Origin of the sequence: Isoptericola sp. S6320L, from assembly GCF_023015685.1 — a bacterium.
GTDB classification, from domain to species: domain Bacteria; phylum Actinomycetota; class Actinomycetes; order Actinomycetales; family Cellulomonadaceae; genus Isoptericola; species Isoptericola halotolerans_A.
Genome location: NZ_JALKAT010000039.1, coordinates 13,366 through 32,694, shown reverse-complemented (window position 1 = coordinate 32,694; position 19,329 = coordinate 13,366). Strand labels below are relative to the sequence as shown.

Annotated in this window: 22 protein-coding genes; 10 read left to right on the top strand and 12 right to left on the bottom strand. The window is 74.0% G+C overall.

Translation table 11 applies throughout. From position 1 onward, the window contains the following. From MWU57_RS16105 to MWU57_RS16070, 7 genes are all read right to left on the bottom strand, one after another. Positions 1-463, bottom strand: a 463-nt coding sequence (locus tag MWU57_RS16105; RefSeq protein WP_246910561.1) for a hypothetical protein, incomplete at its 3' end; no start/stop codon positions are given. Between the two features lie 76 nt (positions 464-539). Beyond that, the gene (locus tag MWU57_RS16100) at positions 540-1,937 is read right to left on the bottom strand and encodes an adenylosuccinate lyase family protein (protein WP_106264321.1); all 1,398 of its coding nucleotides are present in this window, start codon (positions 1,935-1,937) and stop codon (positions 540-542) included. Between the two features lie 189 nt (positions 1,938-2,126). Next, positions 2,127-2,708 carry a DUF3618 domain-containing protein gene (locus MWU57_RS18240; protein WP_281495840.1) on the bottom strand — a complete coding sequence of 194 codons (582 nt, stop codon included), beginning with the start codon at positions 2,706-2,708 and terminating at the stop codon, positions 2,127-2,129. Beyond that, entirely contained in the window at positions 2,705-3,193 is a 489-nt protein-coding gene (locus MWU57_RS16085) for a phage holin family protein (RefSeq protein WP_246910558.1), read from the bottom strand. Before MWU57_RS16085 ends, MWU57_RS18240 begins: the two co-directional genes overlap by 4 nt. Beyond that, on the bottom strand, positions 3,177-3,929 hold the full coding sequence (locus MWU57_RS16080; RefSeq protein ID WP_246910556.1) for a hypothetical protein: 753 nt from the start codon (positions 3,927-3,929) through the stop codon (positions 3,177-3,179). The genes MWU57_RS16085 and MWU57_RS16080 overlap by 17 nt, the downstream gene beginning before the upstream one ends. Positions 3,930-4,093: 164 nt before the next feature. Then, complete coding sequence (locus MWU57_RS16075; RefSeq protein WP_246910555.1) at positions 4,094-4,699, bottom strand: uridine kinase; 606 nt, start codon at positions 4,697-4,699, stop codon at positions 4,094-4,096. Positions 4,700-4,784: 85 nt separating this feature from the next. Further along, positions 4,785-5,168, bottom strand: a complete 384-nt coding sequence (locus MWU57_RS16070; RefSeq protein ID WP_246910553.1) for a TraR/DksA C4-type zinc finger protein — start codon at positions 5,166-5,168, stop codon at positions 4,785-4,787. 121 nt (positions 5,169-5,289) lie between these two features. On the opposite strand from MWU57_RS16070, the gene MWU57_RS16065 reads away from it, so the two are divergent. Next, on the top strand, positions 5,290-7,173 hold the full coding sequence (locus MWU57_RS16065; RefSeq protein WP_246910551.1) for a glycerophosphodiester phosphodiesterase family protein: 1,884 nt from the start codon (positions 5,290-5,292) through the stop codon (positions 7,171-7,173). Between the two features lie 63 nt (positions 7,174-7,236). On the opposite strand, the gene MWU57_RS16060 is transcribed toward MWU57_RS16065, so the two are convergent. Together MWU57_RS16060 and MWU57_RS16055 are read right to left on the bottom strand one after the other, a co-directional pair. Then, positions 7,237-8,742 carry an amidohydrolase gene (locus MWU57_RS16060; protein WP_374108574.1) on the bottom strand — a complete coding sequence of 502 codons (1,506 nt, stop codon included), beginning with the start codon at positions 8,740-8,742 and terminating at the stop codon, positions 7,237-7,239. 19 nt (positions 8,743-8,761) lie between these two features. Further along, positions 8,762-9,241, bottom strand: coding sequence for a heme-degrading domain-containing protein (locus MWU57_RS16055; RefSeq protein ID WP_246910547.1), 480 nt, complete (start codon positions 9,239-9,241; stop codon positions 8,762-8,764). A gap of 205 nt (positions 9,242-9,446) precedes the next feature. Between MWU57_RS16055 and MWU57_RS16050 the strand changes: the two genes are divergently transcribed. From MWU57_RS16050 to MWU57_RS16015, 8 genes are all read left to right on the top strand, one after another. Continuing rightward, positions 9,447-10,253 carry an amino acid ABC transporter substrate-binding protein gene (locus tag MWU57_RS16050; protein WP_246910545.1) on the top strand — a complete coding sequence of 269 codons (807 nt, stop codon included), beginning with the start codon at positions 9,447-9,449 and terminating at the stop codon, positions 10,251-10,253. A gap of 111 nt (positions 10,254-10,364) precedes the next feature. Further along, positions 10,365-11,018, top strand: a complete 654-nt coding sequence (locus MWU57_RS16045; RefSeq protein WP_106264307.1) for an amino acid ABC transporter permease — start codon at positions 10,365-10,367, stop codon at positions 11,016-11,018. Next, entirely contained in the window at positions 11,011-11,772 is a 762-nt protein-coding gene (locus MWU57_RS16040) for an amino acid ABC transporter ATP-binding protein (RefSeq protein WP_246910543.1), read from the top strand. Before MWU57_RS16045 ends, MWU57_RS16040 begins: the two co-directional genes overlap by 8 nt. 101 nt (positions 11,773-11,873) lie before the next feature. Continuing rightward, positions 11,874-12,347 carry a MarR family winged helix-turn-helix transcriptional regulator gene (locus MWU57_RS16035; protein ID WP_246910541.1) on the top strand — a complete coding sequence of 158 codons (474 nt, stop codon included), beginning with the start codon at positions 11,874-11,876 and terminating at the stop codon, positions 12,345-12,347. 46 nt (positions 12,348-12,393) lie between these two features. Next, positions 12,394-13,350 (top strand): NmrA/HSCARG family protein, encoded by a 957-nt coding sequence (locus MWU57_RS16030; RefSeq protein ID WP_246910539.1) that lies wholly within the window; start codon positions 12,394-12,396, stop codon positions 13,348-13,350. A 182-nt stretch (positions 13,351-13,532) separates the two neighbouring features. Further along, a complete protein-coding gene (locus MWU57_RS16025) occupies positions 13,533-14,450 on the top strand; it encodes an FAD-dependent oxidoreductase (RefSeq protein WP_246910537.1) in 918 nt (305 codons plus the stop codon). Beyond that, positions 14,447-15,376 carry a hypothetical protein gene (locus MWU57_RS16020; protein ID WP_246910535.1) on the top strand — a complete coding sequence of 310 codons (930 nt, stop codon included), beginning with the start codon at positions 14,447-14,449 and terminating at the stop codon, positions 15,374-15,376. The genes MWU57_RS16025 and MWU57_RS16020 overlap by 4 nt, the downstream gene beginning before the upstream one ends. Before the next feature lie 12 nt (positions 15,377-15,388). Then, positions 15,389-16,177 carry an alpha/beta fold hydrolase gene (locus MWU57_RS16015; protein ID WP_246910533.1) on the top strand — a complete coding sequence of 263 codons (789 nt, stop codon included), beginning with the start codon at positions 15,389-15,391 and terminating at the stop codon, positions 16,175-16,177. 39 nt (positions 16,178-16,216) lie between these two features. Here MWU57_RS16015 and MWU57_RS16010 read toward each other — a convergent pair whose 3' ends face one another. Continuing rightward, a complete protein-coding gene (locus tag MWU57_RS16010) occupies positions 16,217-16,642 on the bottom strand; it encodes a hypothetical protein (protein WP_246910530.1) in 426 nt (141 codons plus the stop codon). A 109-nt stretch (positions 16,643-16,751) separates the two neighbouring features. After that, the gene (locus MWU57_RS16005; protein ID WP_246910527.1) at positions 16,752-17,510 is read right to left on the bottom strand and encodes a TipAS antibiotic-recognition domain-containing protein; all 759 of its coding nucleotides are present in this window, start codon (positions 17,508-17,510) and stop codon (positions 16,752-16,754) included. Positions 17,511-17,588: 78 nt separating this feature from the next. On the opposite strand from MWU57_RS16005, the gene MWU57_RS16000 reads away from it, so the two are divergent. Next, positions 17,589-18,182 carry a PepSY domain-containing protein gene (locus MWU57_RS16000; protein ID WP_246910525.1) on the top strand — a complete coding sequence of 198 codons (594 nt, stop codon included), beginning with the start codon at positions 17,589-17,591 and terminating at the stop codon, positions 18,180-18,182. 33 nt (positions 18,183-18,215) lie between these two features. Here MWU57_RS16000 and MWU57_RS15995 read toward each other — a convergent pair whose 3' ends face one another. Further along, entirely contained in the window at positions 18,216-19,319 is a 1,104-nt protein-coding gene (locus MWU57_RS15995; RefSeq protein WP_106264290.1) for an AI-2E family transporter, read from the bottom strand. Positions 19,320-19,329 lie beyond the last annotated feature (10 nt).

Here is a 19,329-nt window from a genome sequence, read left to right as displayed (position 1 = left end):
CGGCCGGCTTCTCCGCGGGCTTCTCGACCGGCTTGTCGGCCGGCTTCTCCGCGGGCTTCTCGACCGGCTTGTCGGCCGGCTTCTCCGCGGGCTTCACTGGCTTCTCCGCCGCAGGCTTCTCAGCGGCCGGCTTCTCAGCGGCCGGCTTCTCAGCGGCCGGCTTCTCGGCGGGCGGCGCGGCCTTCTCGGTCACCTTCTCGACCGTCTTGGTGACGGGTGCGGTCACCTGCTCGACCGTCTTGCCCACCGTGTCCAGCAGCGGGTCGGTGACGTGGTCGGTCGTCGCCTTCACGACCCCCGCGAGCAGGCCGCCGCCGGAGCGGTCGTCGGACCCGCCGTCGTCGGCCGATGCGCCCGTGGCGAGGCAGAGGCTGGTCACGGCGGTCCCGAGCGCGACCCCGGCGGCGCGCAGCGTCCAGCGGCGGAGGCCGGTCGCCCCCGTGCTGCCGCCTGCGCGTGCCATGCAGAGCCCCCTGCTCGTCAGACCGTGACGCGTACCACTTTGGCGCCTCGGTCGACATTGCGCAACAGCAGCTCCGTCAGCGGGTCATGAGCGGCGCGCGCGCCGGCAGAGCGTCCAGCCGGTCGGCCGTCGTCGTCGCGCAGGCGGCGAGCTCGCCGGCGATCTCCGCGCTCAGCCCCAGGTAGGCGGCGGGGTCGATGAGCTCGCCGAGCTCGGCGCGGTCGAAGGCCCCCGCGACCACCGGCTCGTCCAGCAGCATCTCGACGAACGGGCGGTCCCGCCGCGCGGCCGCCTGCGCGACGTCGAACACGACGTCGTGCGCCTTCTGGCGCCCGATCTTCTCCCCGAGGGCGAGCATCAGCGACTCCGAGCCGATCATCCCGGCCGAGAGGCTGATGTTGTCCCGCATCCGCGCCGGGTCGAGCACCAGCCCGCCCACGATGACCTCCATCCGGGCGAGCATGTCCCCCGCCAGGACCGCCGCCGACGCCGCCACGTCCTCCAGCAGCGCCGTCATGGCGCCGTTGGCCTCCTGGTCGTGCAGCATCGACTCCAGCGCCGGGGCGGCGAGCGCCCGCAGCTCCGCGGACATCGTCAGCAGGTCGAGCGCGAGCTGCGGGTTGCGCTTGTGCGGCATGGTCGACGACCCGACGGTGCCCTCGGGCACCGGCTCGAAGGCCTCGGCGAACTCGGGCTGCATGAGCGCGTAGACGTCCTTGGCGATCTTGCCGATGGTGCCGGCGAGCTGCGCGAGGACGAGCACGAGCTCGACGATCCCGTCGTTGATCGACCGCGACGGGACGCGCATCGGGTGCAGGCCGAGCCGGTGCGCCACCCCCGCCTCGATGACCCGGCCGGCGTCCCCGAAGGAGGCGAACGTCCCGGCCGCGCCACCCATCAGGACGCAGAACAGCCGGTCGTCGAGGCGCTCGAGGCGCTCGGTGTGCGCCACGAGCTGGTCGATCCACACGGCGACCTTGAAGCCGAACGTGACCGGGACGGCGTGCTGCGAGTGGGTGCGGCCCGCCATCGGCAGCTCGGCCGACCGCTCGGCCAGACCCGCCGCCGAGCGCAGCACCCGGGACAGCTGGTGCAGGAGCACCCGGTGGGCGTCGCGCAGCACCAGGACGTCGGCGGTCTGGGTGATGTTCTGCGTCGTCGCGCCCCAGTGCACCCAGCCGCCGTGCTTGGAGCCGACGGCGCGGGCGAACTCCTCGATCAGCGGCACCAGCGGGTGGCTGGCCTCCGCCGTCGCCGCGAGGACCCGCTTGATGTCGAGCTTCTCGATGCGGGCCGTCAACGCGATGGCGCGGGCGGACTCCTTCGGGATGACGCCGGCGTCCGCCTCGGCGAGCGCCAACGCGGCTTCGACGTCGAGCCGGGCCTGCCACCGGTTCTCGCGCGTGAACAGCGCCGCGATCCCCGGGTCGGGCACGCGGCCCTCGGTGAAGCGGCCGAACGGTGCGACGATCATGGTTCCTCCTCGGGCCGCCGCCCGCGGCCGGCGGGCCGACGGCGGTGGGCAGCATGATCGTCCTCATCGCCGCCGAATGCGAGCCCCGACCGGCCCGCGAGACCGCTCGCCCCGGCACAGCGGCAGCCCGCCCCCTCCGCGGGGACGGGCTGCCGCCGTCGTGGCCCCTCGACCCGGCCGGGCGCCGGGTCAGGTCCCGGAGGACCCGCCCCGCGCCTCGCCGGCCACGTCCTGCGCGGACTCCTTGCCGTGCCCGGCGACGTCACGGCCGGCCTCCGTGGCGGACTCCTTGAGGCCCTGGGCGTGCTCCTGGGCCGTGCCGCGGAGGCCCTCGGCCATGCTGCTGCCTGCCTCCTTGACGTCCTCGACGAGCGGCTCGGCGGCCTCCTTGACCCTGGTCGCCGCCTCCGCCTCCTGGCGCGTGGCCGGGAGCACCGAGGCCGCCAGGAGGCCGAGGCCGAACGCCACGACGCCCACGGCCACCGGGTTGCCCCGGGTCTGCTCCTTCACGGCCTGCGGTGCGCCGCTGACCGTGTCACCGAGGTTGCTCGCCGCGTTCTTCACGGAGTCGCCCGCCTGGTGGCTCGAGGACTTCGCGGAGCCCATCACGCGGTCGCGCAGGCGGTGCATGCCCGCCTTGGCGCGATCGGTCTGGCGGTGCGCGACCGAGCTGGGCCGGACGTGCTCACCCAGCGTGTCGACGTCCTCGCTCAGCTCGCGGCGGGTGCGTTCGATGTCAGCGCGGACCTGGTCCGGGTCGGTGGTGCTCATCGGTTCTTCTCCTCTTGTCCTCGCAGTGCGTGGGGAATCTTCTTCAGGGAGTCCGTGGTGCGGGGAAGGCCCTGCGTGCGCTGGACCTCCTTGCGGCCCACGGCAGCGAGCACGCCGGCGACGAGGGCCCAGATCACCGCGACGACCAGGGCGGACCAGCCCAGACCCATCAGGGTGCCGAGCGCCCACCACAGCGCCACCGAGAGGAAGAAGACGGCCATCCCGGCGCTGTAGCCGGCGCCCCCGAGCAGCCCGGCGCCCTTGCCCGCGTTCTTGGCGGACTCGGTGGCCTCGGCCTTGGCCAGCTCGATCTCCTGACGCATCAGCGTCGAGAGGTCCTGCGTCACCTCCGAGACGAGCTCGCCGAGGCTCCGCTGCCCGGGGTCGGCGCCCGCGGTGCCGGACGCGCCGCTGAACGTCCCGGTGCGACGCGGCACGGTCCGGTCCGCCTCGCTGAAACGGTGCGCGTCAGGGTCGGTCGACATCGGAGATACCTCCCGTCGTCGCGGGCACGGCGCCCGGGGTGGTTCCGTAGCCACCGGTCGACGTGCCGGTCGGGCTGCCGGTCGGGACACCGGTGACGGGCCCGGTGGCAGCGCCGGCGTCGGGGCCGACGCCCGTGGACAGGTGCGCCGGGGAGGACCCGGACCTGCTCGACGAGCCCGACGAGCCCGACGAGCCCGACGTCCCGCCGTCTTTGGCGCCGCGCAGCAGGCGCCCGACGACGAGGCCGGCTCCGGCGGCGATCGCGATGAACGCTCCCGGACGCCGTCGCGCGAAGTCCTCGACCTCGTGCAGGACGTCGCCCGGCTCGCGCTGCTCGAACCAGTCGGCGAGCTGGTTCGCGGCCTGCGAGCCGCGGTCGGCCGCCTGGCTCGCGTACCCGGGGTCGTCGCTGCTCCGGCTCATCTGGTCCAGCTCGGAGCCGAGATGACGCAGGCCCTCCGCCAACCGGCCCTGCTGCTCGGACACCTGCGACGAGGCCTGCTTCTGCGCCTCGCCGAACAGGTCCTTGGCGCGGTCGGCCGCCTCGTGCGCGACCTCCCCCGCACGTTCCTGGGCCTCGTGGGCGACGTCACGGCCGGCGTCGGCCGCGTGCGACGCCGTCTGCGACGCGCGCTCGCGAGCGCCGTCAGCCCGGCTGCTGCCGCTCGACGATCCCGGCGCCGGGCCGGTCGTGGGGGCTGCGCCGGACCTCGGCGGGTAGGACGTGTCACTCATGATTGCCTCCGCTCCGCCCGCTGGGGGCGTTCGCACGGAGGGAGCCGACACGTACCGGTCCGGTACCGACGTCCGCCGGTCCGTGCCGGTCTCCCGTGGCCGCTTCCTGACCTGACTCGACCATCACGCAGGTCGCCGATGCTCACATCTGGGACCGCGGCGGGTCAGTGCACCACCACTGCGGGCCGGTCCGGGTGGTCGGAGCGGACGACGACGTCGGCGATCCGCTCGGGGCCGGTCTCCCGCCGGTAGCGCCCGTACGCGGCCAGGGTCCAGGCGTCCTCGAGGGGGGTGTTGCGGGTCTCGGTCGCGGGCCGCAGCGCGAGGTGGACGGTGAGATCGACGTCCAGCCCGCGGCCCAGGGACAGGGATCCGTCGAGCACGACGACGGTGCCGGGCAGGGCGTCGACGGGCGCCGCGCGTGTGGACCGGTCGGTCTCCGGGTCGCGCAGCGTGGGCAGCCACCGGCCCCGCCGGGCCACGGAGGTGAGGACCTCCCGGTTGAGGCCGTCGACGTCGATCCACTCGTCCAGCAGCGCGTCGGGGTCGCGGCGGCCCTGCTCGAGCCGCAGCGACGCGGGCCGCCAGAAGTCCCGGGTCCGCACGCGCGCGACGGGCCGCCCGGCCGTCTGGAGCGGATCGACCAGGGCGTCAGCGAAGACCGCAGGCTGGGTCGACGGGTGGCCGTCGACCAGGAGACGCACCGGCCGGTCGGCGGGACGCCCCAGGACCAGGGCGACGACGTGCCCCACCACGCCATCGGACGTCATCGGCTGGACCTGCACCCGGCCATGCTGCCACGCCGCGCGCAGCCCCGGATCTTCGCTGCACCGCCGGTCGCCCGCCGCGCCGGGGTCAGCGGGCGTGCTCGACGCAGCGGGTCGCCGCCGGCCGGGCCTCCAGCCGCCCCGCCGGGATCGGGCGGCCGCACACCTCGCAGACGCCGTAGGTCCCGGCGGCCACGCGGTCGAGCGCCGCGAGCAGCTCGTCCCGTTCGGCGGCGGCCTCCGCGGCGAGCGCCGCGGCCTGCTGCCGCTCCCACGCCAGGGTGGCGCCTTCGGGGTCGTGCTCGTCGTCGACGTTCTCGCCGCGCACGGAGGCGACGATCCCGTCGACGAGACGGCGCTGCGCGGTGATCCGGGCCTCGACCTCCGCGAGCCGCGAGCGCAGGCGCGCGGTCGCGACGTCGTCGGGCATACCGCCGTCGGTGTCGCTCACGGGGTCGCTGTCGGCGGCCATGCACCCAGCCAACCAGGTGTTCCTCTGCCGGTCGACCGCGCTTCACCCCCTGGTCGGGTCGCTGCTCACCCGGCGTCCATAGCGTCCGAAGGGCCATCCCCGACGCAGGAGGAGTGCCATCGTGCCCCGTACCCCGACCGTTCGCCGACGCCGACGGACCGCCCTCACGGGCGCGGCCACCGTCCTCGCACTGGCCGTCGCCGCACCGCTCACCACCGTGACGACCACGGCGGCCGCCGAGCCCGGCGACGTCGCCTACGCCCAGGACTTCGACGCCGTCGCGGACGGCGAGCTCCCCGAGGGCTGGAACGCCGTGGCCGGTGACTGGGCCGTGCAGGACGGCCGGCTCGTCGCCCAGCCCGCGAGCATCGGCCGGATCACGTTCGGCCCGCACCTGGACAACTACCGCCTCGAGGCCACCGTCCGCTTCGAGGCGGTCAACAACCCGAGCCGGTGGCTCGCGCCGATCCTCGACATCGACCCCTCCGGCGGTGTGCCCTGGTGGCAGGCCGCGATGCGCAGCACCACGACGGCGAGCAACGGCATCGAGATCGCCGAGCGCACCGCGGGCAACGCGTGGAACGTGCCCTCCACGGCCGCGGCCCCGTCCGACGCCGGGGTCGGGGACGACGTCCGCATCGCGATCGAGGTGCAGGGCGCGCACGCCACGTGGATCTTCGACAGCACCGAGGTCCTCGAGGGCCGCATCGGACGGTCCGACGACGGCGTGCTCGGCTTCTCGTACGACGGCGCCCGCATCAGCATCGACGACGTCGTCGTGACCGAGATCGAGCCGCGCTCCCCCGTGCTCGACGACGGCGAGCTGCCTCAGGTGGCCGCCCACCGCGGCTACTCCGCCGTCGCGCCGGAGAACACCTTGGCGGCGTACGCCGCGGCGATGCGGACCGGTGCCGAGTGGGTCGAGATCGACGTCCACACCACGGCCGACGGCGTGCCGATCGTGCTGCACGACCAGCGGGTCGACCGCACGACGGACGGCACGGGCGACGTGGCGGCGCTGGCGTCCGACGACTTCACGAGCCTCGAGGCGGGTTCGTGGTTCAGCCCGGCGTACCGCTGGCAGCCGGCACCGACCTTCGCCCAGATGCTCGACCTCATGGAGACCGGGCCCTCCGGGATGCTGCTGGAGATCAAGGGGCCGGAGACGCGCGCGGAGGTGCACCGGGTGGTCGACATGATCGTGGACGCGGGCCTCGACGACCGGGTCGTCGTCCAGTCCTTCGACGCGAACGCCCTCCGGTACGCCCGCGAGCGTGCGCCGCAGATCCCGATCGGCCTGCTGGGCAACCTGTCGGCGGACCCGGTCGCCACGGCGGCCGAGCTCGGCCTCGACTACTACAACCCGCCCGCGGCCGACGCCCTGGCCCGGCCGAGCACCGTCGCCGACCTCAACGCCGCGGGTGTCGGCGTCTTCGCCTGGACCGCGAACAGCGCCGGCCAGTGGCGCGAGCTCACGGACGTCGGCGTCGACGGCATCATCACGGACCGTGCGGGCGAGCTCGCGGGCTGGAAGACGGCGCAGGGCCAGGTCGTGGCGCCCGAGCCCGCCACGCCGACGGTCCGGGTCGTCGCCCCCGCCGACGGTGCCGCCGTCGAGCGCGGCGACACCGTCGTCGTCGCGGCGACCGCGACCGACGCCGACGAGGTGTCCCTCACCCTCGACGGCGACCCGGTGGACAACGGCACCTCGGTCGCCGCCACCGACCTCGCGCTCGGCGAGCACTCCGTGGTCGCGACCGTGGCCGGCGAGGGCGGCGAGGCGACCGCGACGAGCACCTTCGCCGTCGTCGTCACGGCAGCAGGCCTCCGGTCCCGGATCGCCGGGCTCGACGTGAGCACCGGGCAGCTCCGACAGCTCCTGTCCGCGCTCGACGCCGAGGACTGGGAGCGGCTCACCGCCACGATCACGAAGCACGTGCCCGACGGCGCGGCGCGGGACACGCTGCTCGCGGAGGTCGGCGAGATCGCGGCCGTCGGCGGCTGACCGGGTACCGGCCCCGGGCCGCGCCCCGGGGCCGGTGCGCCGCGGCGCCGCGGGGTCGGCCCGTCAGAACGTCCGGTGCGTCCACTCCCCCGCCACGAGCGTGCCGGCGACCGGCATCTCGCGCAGGCCGTCCGGGTCGACGGAGAGCGGGTCGACGTCGAGCACCGCCAGATCCCCGGGGCCACCGGCGTCGAGGTCCAGCGACCGGCCGTCCACCGAGGCCTCGAGGGCCGTGCGCAGGTCGAGGCTCTGCTCCGGGTGCCAGGGCTCGCGGCCGTCCCGCGAGCGGGTGACGGCCGCGGCGACCGCGGCCCACGGGTCGAGGGGGGCGACGGGGGCGTCCGACCCGAGGGTGAGCCGCACCCCGGCGCGGCGCAGGTCGGCGAGCGGGAACGCCCGTGCCGTGCGGTCGGGCCACAGCTCCTCGGCGATGTCGCGGTCGTCCATCGCGTGCTCGGGCTGCACGCTCGCCGTGACGCCCAGCGCCGCGAACCGGGCGACGTCGTCGGGCCGCAGGAGCTGCGCGTGCTCGATCGAGCCCCGCGCCGCCGACGCCGCGAACGCGTCCAGCGCCAGGGAGTTGGCGCGGTCGCCGATCGCGTGGATCGCGCAGCGCAGCCCGCCGTCGCGGGCGCGGGACATCAGCGGCACGAGCTGGTCGGTCGCGATGTTGAGGATCCCGTGGGCCCCGTCGCCCGCCAGCCCCGCGTACTCGTCGAAGCAGAACGCGGTGAGGGTGTTGAGCGAGCCGTCGCTGATGACCTTCAGCGGACCCTGGGTGACGAGCCCGGCGCCGTCCGTCAGCGGGTCGCCGTCGGTCAGGCCGGCCGCCAGGACCGCGTCGAGGTACTGCTCCCACACCGCGGCACGCACCCGCAGACCGCCCCAGCCGCGTGCCAGCCGGCGGCGCCAGACCGCGAGGTTGTCCGCCACCTCGAAGTCGACCACGCCCACGACGCCCCGCTCGGCGGCCGCGCGGGCGGCGTCGGCCACCAGCTCGTCGGCGACGTCGTCGTCCACCGCGACGATGCGGGGGCTGGCGGGCATCCACTCCTCCTCGCGCAGCAGCCCCGTCGGGTGGTAGGCGATCCCGAGGTAGCGCAGCCCGGCCGAGGAGGCCCACGCGCTGTGCAGGTCACCGGAGAGCAGGATGACCGGCACGTCGCCGACGGCCTCGTCCAGGTGGGCGGCCGTGGGCTCGGTGTCCCAGCCGGCCCAGCGGAACCCGTAGCCGACGAGCGGCTGGCCCTGCGGCACCGGCGTCGTCGCGCCGTGCACCCGCGCGCGGACCAGAGCCGCGGCGTGCGCGGGGCTGGTGGCCTCCGAGACGTCCAGGCGGTGCCGCACCAGCGCCCACTGCGTGAGGTGGGTGTGGGCGTCCCACAGGCCCGGGATCAGCACACGCCCGTCGAGGTCCACGGTCTCGGGCGGCGGGCCGGAGGGGAGCCCGGCGGCCGAGCGCTCGCCGGCCGGGACGACGGCGACGACCCGGCCGCCGTCGAGAGCGACGTCCACGAGGCCGTCGAACCGGCCCGCGCGGCGCGCGTTCGCGAGGAGGAGTGCGGTCACGGGCACACCGTACGGTGCGTCAGGCCGTCGGCGGGGCGAAGGAGCGCAGGGCCTCCACCACGAGCGCGTGGTCGTCGCCCTGGGCCAGCCCGGACACGGTCGCCACCCCGACGATCCCGACACCCTCGACCCGGACCGGGAACGCCCCGCCGTGCGCCGCGTACTCCTGGAGCGGCAGCTGGTGCGTCTCGTTGAAGTCCCGGCCCTGGGCGCGGGCGCGCAGACCGACGAGGTACGACGACGCCCCGAAGCGGTACACGACACGCACCTTGCGCTCCACCCACGAGTCGTTGTCCGCCGTCGTGCCCTCTCGCGCCGCGTGGAACACCTGCTGGGTGCCCTTGCGCACGTCGATCGTGACCGGCAGGTCCCGCTCGGTGGCCAGCTCGACGAGCAGGCAGCCCAGCCGCCACGCGTCGTCGTGCGTGAAGCGGGACAGGACGAGCTCGCGCTCGGCGGACTCGACCTCGGCGATCAGGGCGGTGACGTCGGTGCTCATCGGGCCAGCCTGCCACGCCGGGCCCGACCGGGTGCACACGGCCGTGTCCTCGCTCACAGCGGGAATGCGTGCCGCGTGCCACCCTGTTGACGCCTTGCGAGCATCGCAGGCGTCGATCTGACCGATCGACGGATTCGATGCGACGATCCGGACCCTCGCGCCGCGGTACATCCCGCCGACGGCCACCAGCACACAGGAGACCTCCATGCGACGCCACCGCGCCATCCTCGCCACCGCCACGGCCACCGTGACCGCCCTGGCGCTCGCGGCGTGCGGCGGGTCCGGCGACGGATCCGACGGCGCGGACGCCGGTTCGGACCTGAACCTCACCGACGACGGCACGCTGACCGTCGCCACGGAGGGCACGTACCGGCCGTTCACGTTCCACGACGACTCCGGCGAGCTCGTCGGCTACGACGTCGAGGTGGCCGAAGCGGTCGCCGAGAAGCTCGGGCTCGAGATCGAGTTCGCGGAGACCCAGTGGGACGCCATCTTCGCCGGGCTCGACGCCGGCCGCGTCGACACCATCGCGAACCAGGTCTCGATGACCCCGGAGCGGGTCGAGAAGTACGAGTTCTCCCAGCCGTACACGATCTCCCGCGGCGTCGTCGTGGTCCCCGAGGGCGACACGTCGATCTCGAGCTTCGAGGACCTGGACGGCAAGACCACCGCGCAGTCGCTCACCAGCAACTGGCGCACCCTCGCCGAGGAGTCCGGCGCGCAGATCGAGGCCGTCGAGGGCTGGGCCCAGTCGGTCGCCCTCATCGAGCAGGGCCGGGTGGACGCCACCATCAACGACTCCCTGACGGTGCTCGACTACCTCAACGAGCACCCCGACGCGCCGATCGAGATCGCCGCGGAGACCGAGGAGACCTCGGAGTCCGGGTTCGTCGTCACCCCGGAGCGCGCCGCGCTGGCCGAGGCGATCGACGGCGCCCTGGACGAGCTGCGGTCGGACGGCACCCTCGCCGAGCTCTCGATGAAGTACTTCGGCGAGGACGTCTCCGAGTAAGTCGTCCCCGACCGTTGCGCAGGAGCGCCGGTACCCCACGGGTGCCGGCGCTCCCGCACGTCTCCCGCGCGCCGTCGTCGTCCACGGGCGCGCCGATGGTGAGGTGAGCACATGGACGTCCAGCTCTTGCAAGACTCGTGGTGGCCGATGTGGCGCGACGCGATCCTCGGGACGATCCCCCTGGCCCTGATCTCGTTCGCGCTCGGGCTGGTCCTCGCGCTGGGCGTCGCGCTGCTGCGGCTGTCCTCCCGGCGCCTCCTGTCCGGCATCGGGCGGGTCTACGTCTCGATCATCCGCGGCACCCCGCTGCTGGTGCAGCTCTTCGTGATCTTCTACGGGCTGCCGACGATCGGCGTGACGATCGACCCGTGGCCGAGCGCCGTCGTCGCGTTCTCGCTCAACGTGGGCGGGTACGCGGCCGAGGTCATCCGAGCCGCCATCCTCTCCGTGCCGACGGGGCAGTGGGAGGCCGGCTACGTCGTGGGGATGTCGCACGCCAGGACGCTGCGGCGCATCATCCTGCCGCAGGCCGCCCGCGTCAGCGTGCCGCCCCTGTCCAACACGTTCATCTCGCTGGTGAAGGACTCCTCGCTCGCCTCGCTCATCCTCGTGACCGAGCTGTTCCGCAAGGCGCAGGAGATCGCGGCGTCCACGACCGAGTTCCTGCTGATCTACGCCGAGGCAGCGGTCATCTACTGGATCATCTGCACCGTGCTGTCGTTCGGGCAGGACCGCATCGAGAAGAAGCTGGAGCAGTATGTCTGAGCCCCTGATGTCCGCCCGCGGCATCCACAAGTCGTTCGGGGACAACCACGTGCTGCGCGGCGTCGACCTGGACGTGCGCCCGGGTCAGGTGGTCGCGCTCATCGGCCCCAGCGGTTCCGGCAAGACGACCATGCTGCGCTCGCTCAACGGCCTCGAGATGCCCGACGCCGGCACCCTGGCGTTCGACGGCGGCCCCGAGATCGACTTCTCCCGACCGGTCCCGCCGGCCCAGCGCTTCGCGGCCCGCGACCGGTCCGCCATGGTGTTCCAGCACCACAACCTGTTCCCGCACAAGACGGTGCTGCAGAACGTCACCGAGGGCCCCGTCCAGGTGCGCAAGGTCCCGCGGGCCGAGGCCGAGGCCCGGGCGACCGACCTGCTCGCCCGGGTCGGTCTCGCCGAGAAGCGCGACGCGTACCCGCGCGAGCTCTCCGGCGGGCAGCAGCAGCGCGTCGGCATCGTGCGGGCGCTCGCCCTGCAGCCCGACCTCCTGCTCTTCGACGAGCCGACGTCCGCCCTGGACCCCGAGCTCGTCGGCGAGGTGCTGCACGTCATGAAGAGCCTCGCCGACGAGGGCTGGACGATGGTGGTGGTCACCCACGAGCTGCAGTTCGCCCGCGAGGTCGCCGACGAGGTGCTGTTCCTCGACGGCGGCGTGGTGGCCGAGCGCGGTGCGCCCGCGCAGCTCTTCACCCACCCCCGCGAGGAGCGGACGAAGCAGTTCCTGCACCGGATCCTGCGGCCGCTCGACTGAGGCGGATCGACCGCGCCTGACCATCGGGGCACTTTCCCCAGTTGATTGACATGTGAATCACTTACCCATATGATTCACATGTCAACTACTGAGGAGCCGCGATGGGTGCAGCAGGACGCCGGAACCTCCCGACGAGCGAGGAGCTCGCGACCTGGCGCGCGCACGTCGAGACCTTCGACGTCGTCCGCGCCCGCATCGAGTCCCGGCTGCAGCAGGACTCGAAGCTCTCGAGCGGGGACTACAAGGTGCTGCTCGCCCTGAACGAGGCGGACGGGCGAACGGTGCGGTCCTCCGATCTGGCCGCGCACATCGAGTGGGAACGCAGCCGCCTGTCCGGTCACCTCGGGCGGATGGAGAAGCGCGGACTGATACGCCGCGAACCCTGTGAGGACGACGCCCGCGGGTCACACGTCCTCCTCACCGACGAAGGCGCCCGCGCCTTCCACGCCAGCACCGTCCCCCACCTGCGGGCGATCAAGGAGGTCTTCATCGACGCGTTCACTCCCCAGCAGCTCACCGACCTGAACGAGGCCGCCGTCGCCATCCGTCGACACCTCGACCTCGACGCCCCCTGACCCGCCGATCTTCCGAAGTTCCGAACTCATCGACAGGAGAAGCATCATGACCAGCAAGCCGATCATCGTCGTCGCAGGTGCCACCGGGTCTCAGGGCGGAGGGATGGTCACCGCGCTCCTGGAGGACCCGCAGCAGCGCTTCGCCGTCCGCGCCATCACCCGCGACCCGCAGTCTCCGGCCGCACAGGCTCTCGCTGCCCGGGGCGTGGAGGTCGTCCAGGCCGACTTCACCGACCCGACCACTCTCAAGACGGCGTTCGCGGGCGCCGACGGGGCCTTCCTCGTCACCAACTTCTGGGCGCATCTCTCCGCCGCCCAGGAGACGCAGGAGATCGCCAACCTCGCCGAGGCGGCAGCCTCCGCGAAGCTCTCCCACGTGGTGTGGTCCACGCTCGAGGACACCCGCGACCTGCTCCCGGTCAGCGACCCGCGCATGCCCGTCCTGCAGGACAGCTACAACGTGCCCCACTTCGACGCCAAGGGCGAGGGCAACCGCCTCTTCACCGCTGCCGGGGTTCCCACGACGTTCCTGAACACCACGTACTACTTCCAAGGATTCGTCGGTGCGTTCGCGCCACGTCGCGCGGAGGACGGCGTGGTCACGCTCACGCTGCCCTTCGAGCCCGGGAAGCGCCTCGCCGGGGTCGACGTCGACGACATCGGCCGCACCGCGTTCGCCCTCCTCGCCGCCGGAGACACGCACGTCGGGCGGACGGTCAGCCTGGCCGGCGACCACCTGACGGGCGCCGACTACGCGGAGATCATCGGCGAGGTCATCGGGGAGACCGTCCGGTTCGAGGCTGTCCCGTACGACACGTTCCGCGCTCTTCCCATCCCCGCCGCGGAGGAGATCGCGAACATGTTCCAGTACTACGGCGACTTCGACGAGCAGTTCACGGGTGCCCGCGATCTCGACGAGCTCCGCCTGCTCAACCCCGCGCTGCGCGACTTCCGCACGTGGGCAGCCGCGCATGCCGAGGCGCTGAAGGCCGCGATCAGCTGACCGGCCGGGGTCCCGTCGACCGCCTGCCGACGCGGCCGTACCCGCGCGGCAGGCGGTCCCGGCCGGGGTGTCCCGCGGACCGTCCTCCTGGAACACTGGGCAGGTCTCGTGACCGGGCCGGCGTGGCTCTCGTTCCACGAGGAGGATCGACCACTGCACGGTGCGGTGGCATCAGGGGGGACATGGTGGACGTGACCGTCGTCGGCGCCGGGGTCATGGGCCTGAGCTGCGCCGTCCGGCTCCTGGAGGCCGGTCACCGGGTCGAGGTCCGGGCCCGCGAGCTGCCCCAGGACACGACCTCCGCGGTCGCGGCCGCCCTCTGGTACCCGTACCTCGCGCTGCCCCAGGACCGCGTCACCGCGTGGGCGGCCCGGTCGTTCGACGTCTTCGCGGGGATCGCCGACGACGACCCGGCGGCAGGCGTGCGGATGCGCCCCGGCACCGAGGTGTTCTCCGCGGCACCGGCCGACCCCTGGTGGCGCGACGCCGTGCCGCGGCTCGACCGCACGACGGACGTGCCGCCGTCGTACGCCGCCGGCTGGACGTTCACGGCGCCGCTGGTCGACATGCCCGTCTACCTGGCATGGCTCGCCGGGCGCGTCGAGGCGCTCGGCGGGACGATCGTGCGAGCGTCGCTGGACGCGCTTCCCGGTTCCCGGGACGACGGCGCGACGGTCGTCCACTGCACCGGCCTCGGTGCGCGGGGCCTCGTCGGGGACGGGACGCTGCACCCGGTGCGTGGGCAGACGGTCGTGCTGGAGCAGTGGGGGCTGGACCGCTGGTGGCTGGACGCCGCCGGCCCCACCTACGTGGTGCCGCGCGGGCGCGAGGTCGTCGTGGGCGGTACCGACGGCGTCGGCGCCTGGGACCGCGCGCCGTCCGCCGACACCGCCGCGGACATCCTCGAGCGCGCGGCCCGGCTGGTCCCCGAGGTACGGAGCGCGCGGGTGCTGCGGCACGCCGTCGGGCTGCGCCCGGCCCGGCCGACGGTCAGGGTCGAGCGGGACGGGCACGTCGTGCACTGCTACGGGCACGGCGGCGCCGGCGTCACGCTGAGCTGGGGTTGCGCCGACGAGGTCGCCCGGCTGGTGGCCGCATGACCCGGCTCGTGCTGCTCCATGGCCGCGATACCGGCGGCCGCGACCCGGAGGCCCTCGAGGCGGTCTGGCTCGAGGCGCTCCACCGCGGTCTCGCGACGGCCGGGTCGTCGCTGCGCGTGGCGGACGGCGACGCGACGTTCGTGTACTACGGCGACAGCCTCGCGGGGCTCGTCGACGGGCCGACCGGGCCGCCCGTCACCACCCACGGGCTCGGCCGGCAGGACGACGGTGAGCTGCGGTTCGTGCTGGACGTGGCCCGGGAGGTGCTCGCTGCCGCGGGCGCGCCGCCCGAGGCAGGTGCCGCCGTCGGACCCGACGGCGGGACGGACGTCCGCGCCGAGGGCACGGTCACCGACGCGCTCGCCGATGCCCTGGCGCGGGTGCTGGCGGCGATCGACCGGTTCGTGCCCGGCCTGAGCGGCGCCGCCGTGCTGCTCTTCGCGCGGGACGTCCACCGGTACCTGGTCGATCCCCGGGTGCGGGCGGCGATCGACGACGGCGTGGCCGAGGCTCTCGCCGGTGACGAGCCGGCCGTCGTGGTCGCGCACTCGTTCGGGTCCGTGGTCGCGTACGAGGTGCTGCGCTCGGCGGCCGCGGCCGGTGCGCAGGTGCCGCTGCTGGTGGCCCTGGGCTCGCCGCTCGCGATCCGGGCGGTGCGGGACGCGCTGCGCACGGCCGGTCCCCTCACCTGGCCCGAGCCCGTGGACCGATGGGTCGCGGTCCGGGACCCCGCAGACCTCCTCGCGCTGCACGACCTGGATGCGGTCGGGTTCCCGCTCGCGGGGGCTCGGGAGGTCCAGAACCTGCTGGTGGACAACGCGGCACCGGGCCACCACGCGGCGGCCGCCGTGGTGGACGGGCGCGCGGTGGGCTACCTGGCCACCGCGGCGGTCGGTGGGCTGATCGACGCGACGATCGGTGCCTGAGCCGTGGGACCGATGGTTCGTCGGACGATCTCCACCGACGACGGCACGACGATCAGCTACCTCGACCAACCCGGGCCGGGAGTGCCGGTCGTGCTCCTGCACGGCTTGGCCGGCAGCAGCACGGAGCTCGTCGCCACCGCGCGGTCGCTGCCGCACCGCCGGGTGATCCTCATGGACCAGCGCGGCCACGGACGCAGCACCCGGCGACCCGCGGACACCTCCCGCGAGGCGTTCGTCCGCGACGTCGTCCACCTCCTCGAGGTGGAGTGCGCCAGGCCCGCAGCGCTGGTCGGGCAGTCGATGGGCGCCCACACCGCGATGCTGGTGACGGCGGCACGCCCGGAGCTGGTGGACCGACTGGTCCTGCTGGAGTGCGCAGAGGGCGGCGGGACGCGCGAGGAGCACGAGCAGATGGCGCGCTACTTCCGGTCCTGGCCGGTGCCGTTCGCGGATCGCGGTGCGGCCCGTGCGTTCCTCGGCGACAGCGCGCTCGGGGCCGCCTGGGTCGACGACCTCGAGGAACGGGCCGACGGCCTGCACCCCCGGTTCGACCCCGACGTGATGCTCGCGACGATCGAAGCCGTGGCCCGGCCCCGCTGGTCGGAGTGGGAGAACCTGCAGGTCCCGGCCACCGTCGTCTACGGCGCCCACGGGATGTTCAGTCCGGCACAGCGGGCAGAGTTCACCAGCCGCGGTCGCGAGGTCGTCCGGGTGGACCTCCCCCGAGGCTCGCACGACGCCCACCTCGACGCGTTCGACGACTGGGTCCGGGCACTCCGCACGGCGCTCGACGCGACGTAGCGCTGCGTCGCGCATCAGGGGGCGATGCGTGACCGGGAGCTACGCCGGGTCGTCCTGCCAGCCCGGCAGCAGCCGCTCCAGGGCGTCGACGAGGTCGATGGAGTCGCCGTCCTTGCCGCCTGCGCCGAGCACCAGGGGCGGGCGCCTCGGCGCAGGACGGACCCCGCGGACCCGGTCGAGCAGACCCAGCGGCGCCGTCAGGACGTAGAAGCTGCCGTCCACGGCCACCGCGGCGGTCCGGTCCGTGCGCAGGTACCAGCCGTGCAGCGGCGTCCGCGCGGTGCCGCGCCCGCCGTACCCCTTGACCTGCAACGGCTCGGGCTCGAGGCCAGCGGCGCGGGCACGGCCGACGAAGTCGGCGAGCAGCCGCTCGGCGCGGGCGTGCTCGGCGTCCTGCCGGGCGGCGAGCCGCGCAGCGTGCTCCCGGGCGGCCTCGGTGCGCTGCCGGGCCCAGTTCTCGCTCATCGGGTCAGTGTGGCACCGGTAGGCGACGGCGTTCGGCAGTTCCAGCCCTGTTCGGCACCTCGAGCGACCGAACGGAACTGGAACTGCCGAACGGAGCGGTCCGCGACGCCTACAGCTCCCGCTCCGCGTAGGCGACCAGCGCGTCGCGCACGAAGCTCGCGCCCTGGGTGCCGCCGTAGTTCGCGGCGAACCGCTCGTCCGCCACGTACATCTCGGCCAGGCCGACGACGTACTCCTTCGGCGGGCGGCCGACGTCGGATCCCGGCGTGCCGGGGACCGACCCGAGCCACGCGACGTGGCGGGCGGCGAGCGCCTGCCCGTCGTCGGAGGTCGGGTCGACGCCCCGCTCGGCCGCGGCGGCCCACGCGCCGCTGAGGTCGTCGAGCCGGGCCTTCCAGGCGGCCTGGCCCTCCGTGCCGAGCCCGCGCCACCAGGCGTCGGACGTCGCGTAGGCGTCGGCGCCCCAGCGCTCGGTCACCTCGTCCTTGTACTGGGTGTGGTCGAACCCGTCGAGCATCTCCTCGGCCATGATCGGCTTTCCTTCCGTCAGTGCGGTCAGTGTTCGTTCCACGGACGCCAGCTGCCGCTCGAGCCGCCCGCGCTCGCGGCGCAGCACGTCGAGGTGGCGGCGCAGGGCGTCGGCCTCGTCGGTCTGCTCGTCGAGCACCTGGGCGATCTGGTCGAGCGGCAGCCCGAGGTCGCGCAGGAGCAGGATGCGCTGCAGACGGCGGATCGCGCCGTCGTCGTAGTAGCGCAGCCCACCGTGCCCGGTGCCGGACGGCGGCAGGAGGCCGATCTGGTCGTAGTGCCGCAGGGTGCGGCTCGAGACGCCGGCGAGCCGGGCGACGTCCTGGATCGAACTGGTCATGACTCGACGGTAGAGGTTGACGCTGCGTCAAGCGCAAGTGCTCGTGCGACGGCAACCGGACCGCCGCAAGATCGACGTATGACGATCCACAGCTTCCGCCGCACCGCGGCTCCCGGCCTCGCCCTGACCCTCGTGCTCGGCCTCGCCGCCTGCAGCGGCGGCGACAGCAACCCCGCCACCCCCGGTGACGAGGAGTTCCTGGCCGGCAGCCCGTCGCAGACCACCGGCCCCACGAGCTCCCCGGACACCGACGCCAGCGAGGACCCGAGCGGGAGCCCGGGGGCGGCCGAGCCGAACGCCGCCGCGCTGCGCGCGATCGCCGTCGCGGAGGACGACGCCGGCGGCACGGCGTACGCGGTCGAGGGCGCCGGCGCGTCCGTCTGGGAGGTCGACGTGGCGGTCGACGACAGGACCGTGCAGGTCGAGGTGAACGCCGACGGCGACGTCCTGAGCACCGGCGACGACGACCTGGACGTCGACGACCGGAGCGCGGTCGACGACGCGGCGTTCGCCCTCCCGGACGCGATCGACCGGGTCCTGGCGTTCTCCGGAGGCACGCTCGAGGAGGCGGAGCTCGACGACCCCCACTGGTCCGTGACGGTGGACGAGCAGGGCGACGACGTCGACTACCGCGTCCACCTCGAGACCGGCGAGCTGACCGGCGACGAGTGAGGCGCCGAGGTCTGAGGCGCCGAGGGCCGCGGCTCAGGCGTCGTCGGCCGGTGGCGTGGTCGTCACCAGCTTCTCGCCCGGCGGCGCCGTCGCGTTCCACTCCTTGAGCGCCGCCCAGCCGACGGCGGCGATCGGCACCGCGAGCAGGGCGCCGACGAGTCCGGCGAGGATGGTGCCCGCCGTCAGCGCGAGGAGCACTGCGAGCGGGTGCAGCGACAGCACGTGGCCCATGACGACCGGGGCGAGCAGGTCGCCCTCGAGCTGGTTCACGGCGATCACGAGCCCGACCACGATCAGCGCCGCCAAGGGACCGTTCGTCACGAGCGTCACCAGGGCGGCCAGCGCCCCGGCGAGCACCGCCCCGATCAGCGGGATGAAAGCACCGAGGAACACGGTCGCGGCGAGCGGCAGGACGAGCGGGACGCCGATGATGAGCAGCCCGATGCCGATCGCGACGGCGTCGACCGTCGCGACGATGGCCGTGCCGCGGAGATACCCGCCGAGGACGTCGACCGAACGTTCGCCGACCCGCAGGGCACGCTCCCGCGTCGGCTCCTGCAGCGGCGTCAGCAGGAACGTGTAGATGCGGCGGCCGTCCTTGAGCAGGAAGAACAGGACCACCAGCCCGAGGAAGAGGCCGGCGACGGCCTCGACGGCGGCCGTCGCGCCGCGGAGCGCACCGGACTGCGCGGCGTCGCTCGTCAGCGCGTCGGTGGCCGTCTGGCGCAGCGACTCGAGCTGCTCCGGGCTGATGTTCAGCGGGCCGTCGGTGACGAACCGCTCGAGCTCGTCCAGGCCGCGCCCGGCCTCCCCCACGAGGGTGGACCACTCGTCGCCGAACTCCCGGCCGACCAGCCACAGCACGAGCCCGAGGAGGCTCAGGCCGCCGACGAGCGTCGCCCACGTCGCGAGCAGCGGGTGCCACCCGTGCCGCCGCAGGAAGCGGACCACCGGAGCGAGCGCCGCCGCGAGGATGAGCGCGATGAGCACGGGGATCACGAGCAACGACAGGCGCGTCAGGGCGAACACGACGCACGAGGCCAGGGCGAGCAGGAGGAGCACCTGGGCGGCACGGGTCGCGGGGCGGCCGAGCCGGTCGCTCCACAGGCCCGACGTGGTGCGGTGCGGACTGTTCATCGAGCCAGGC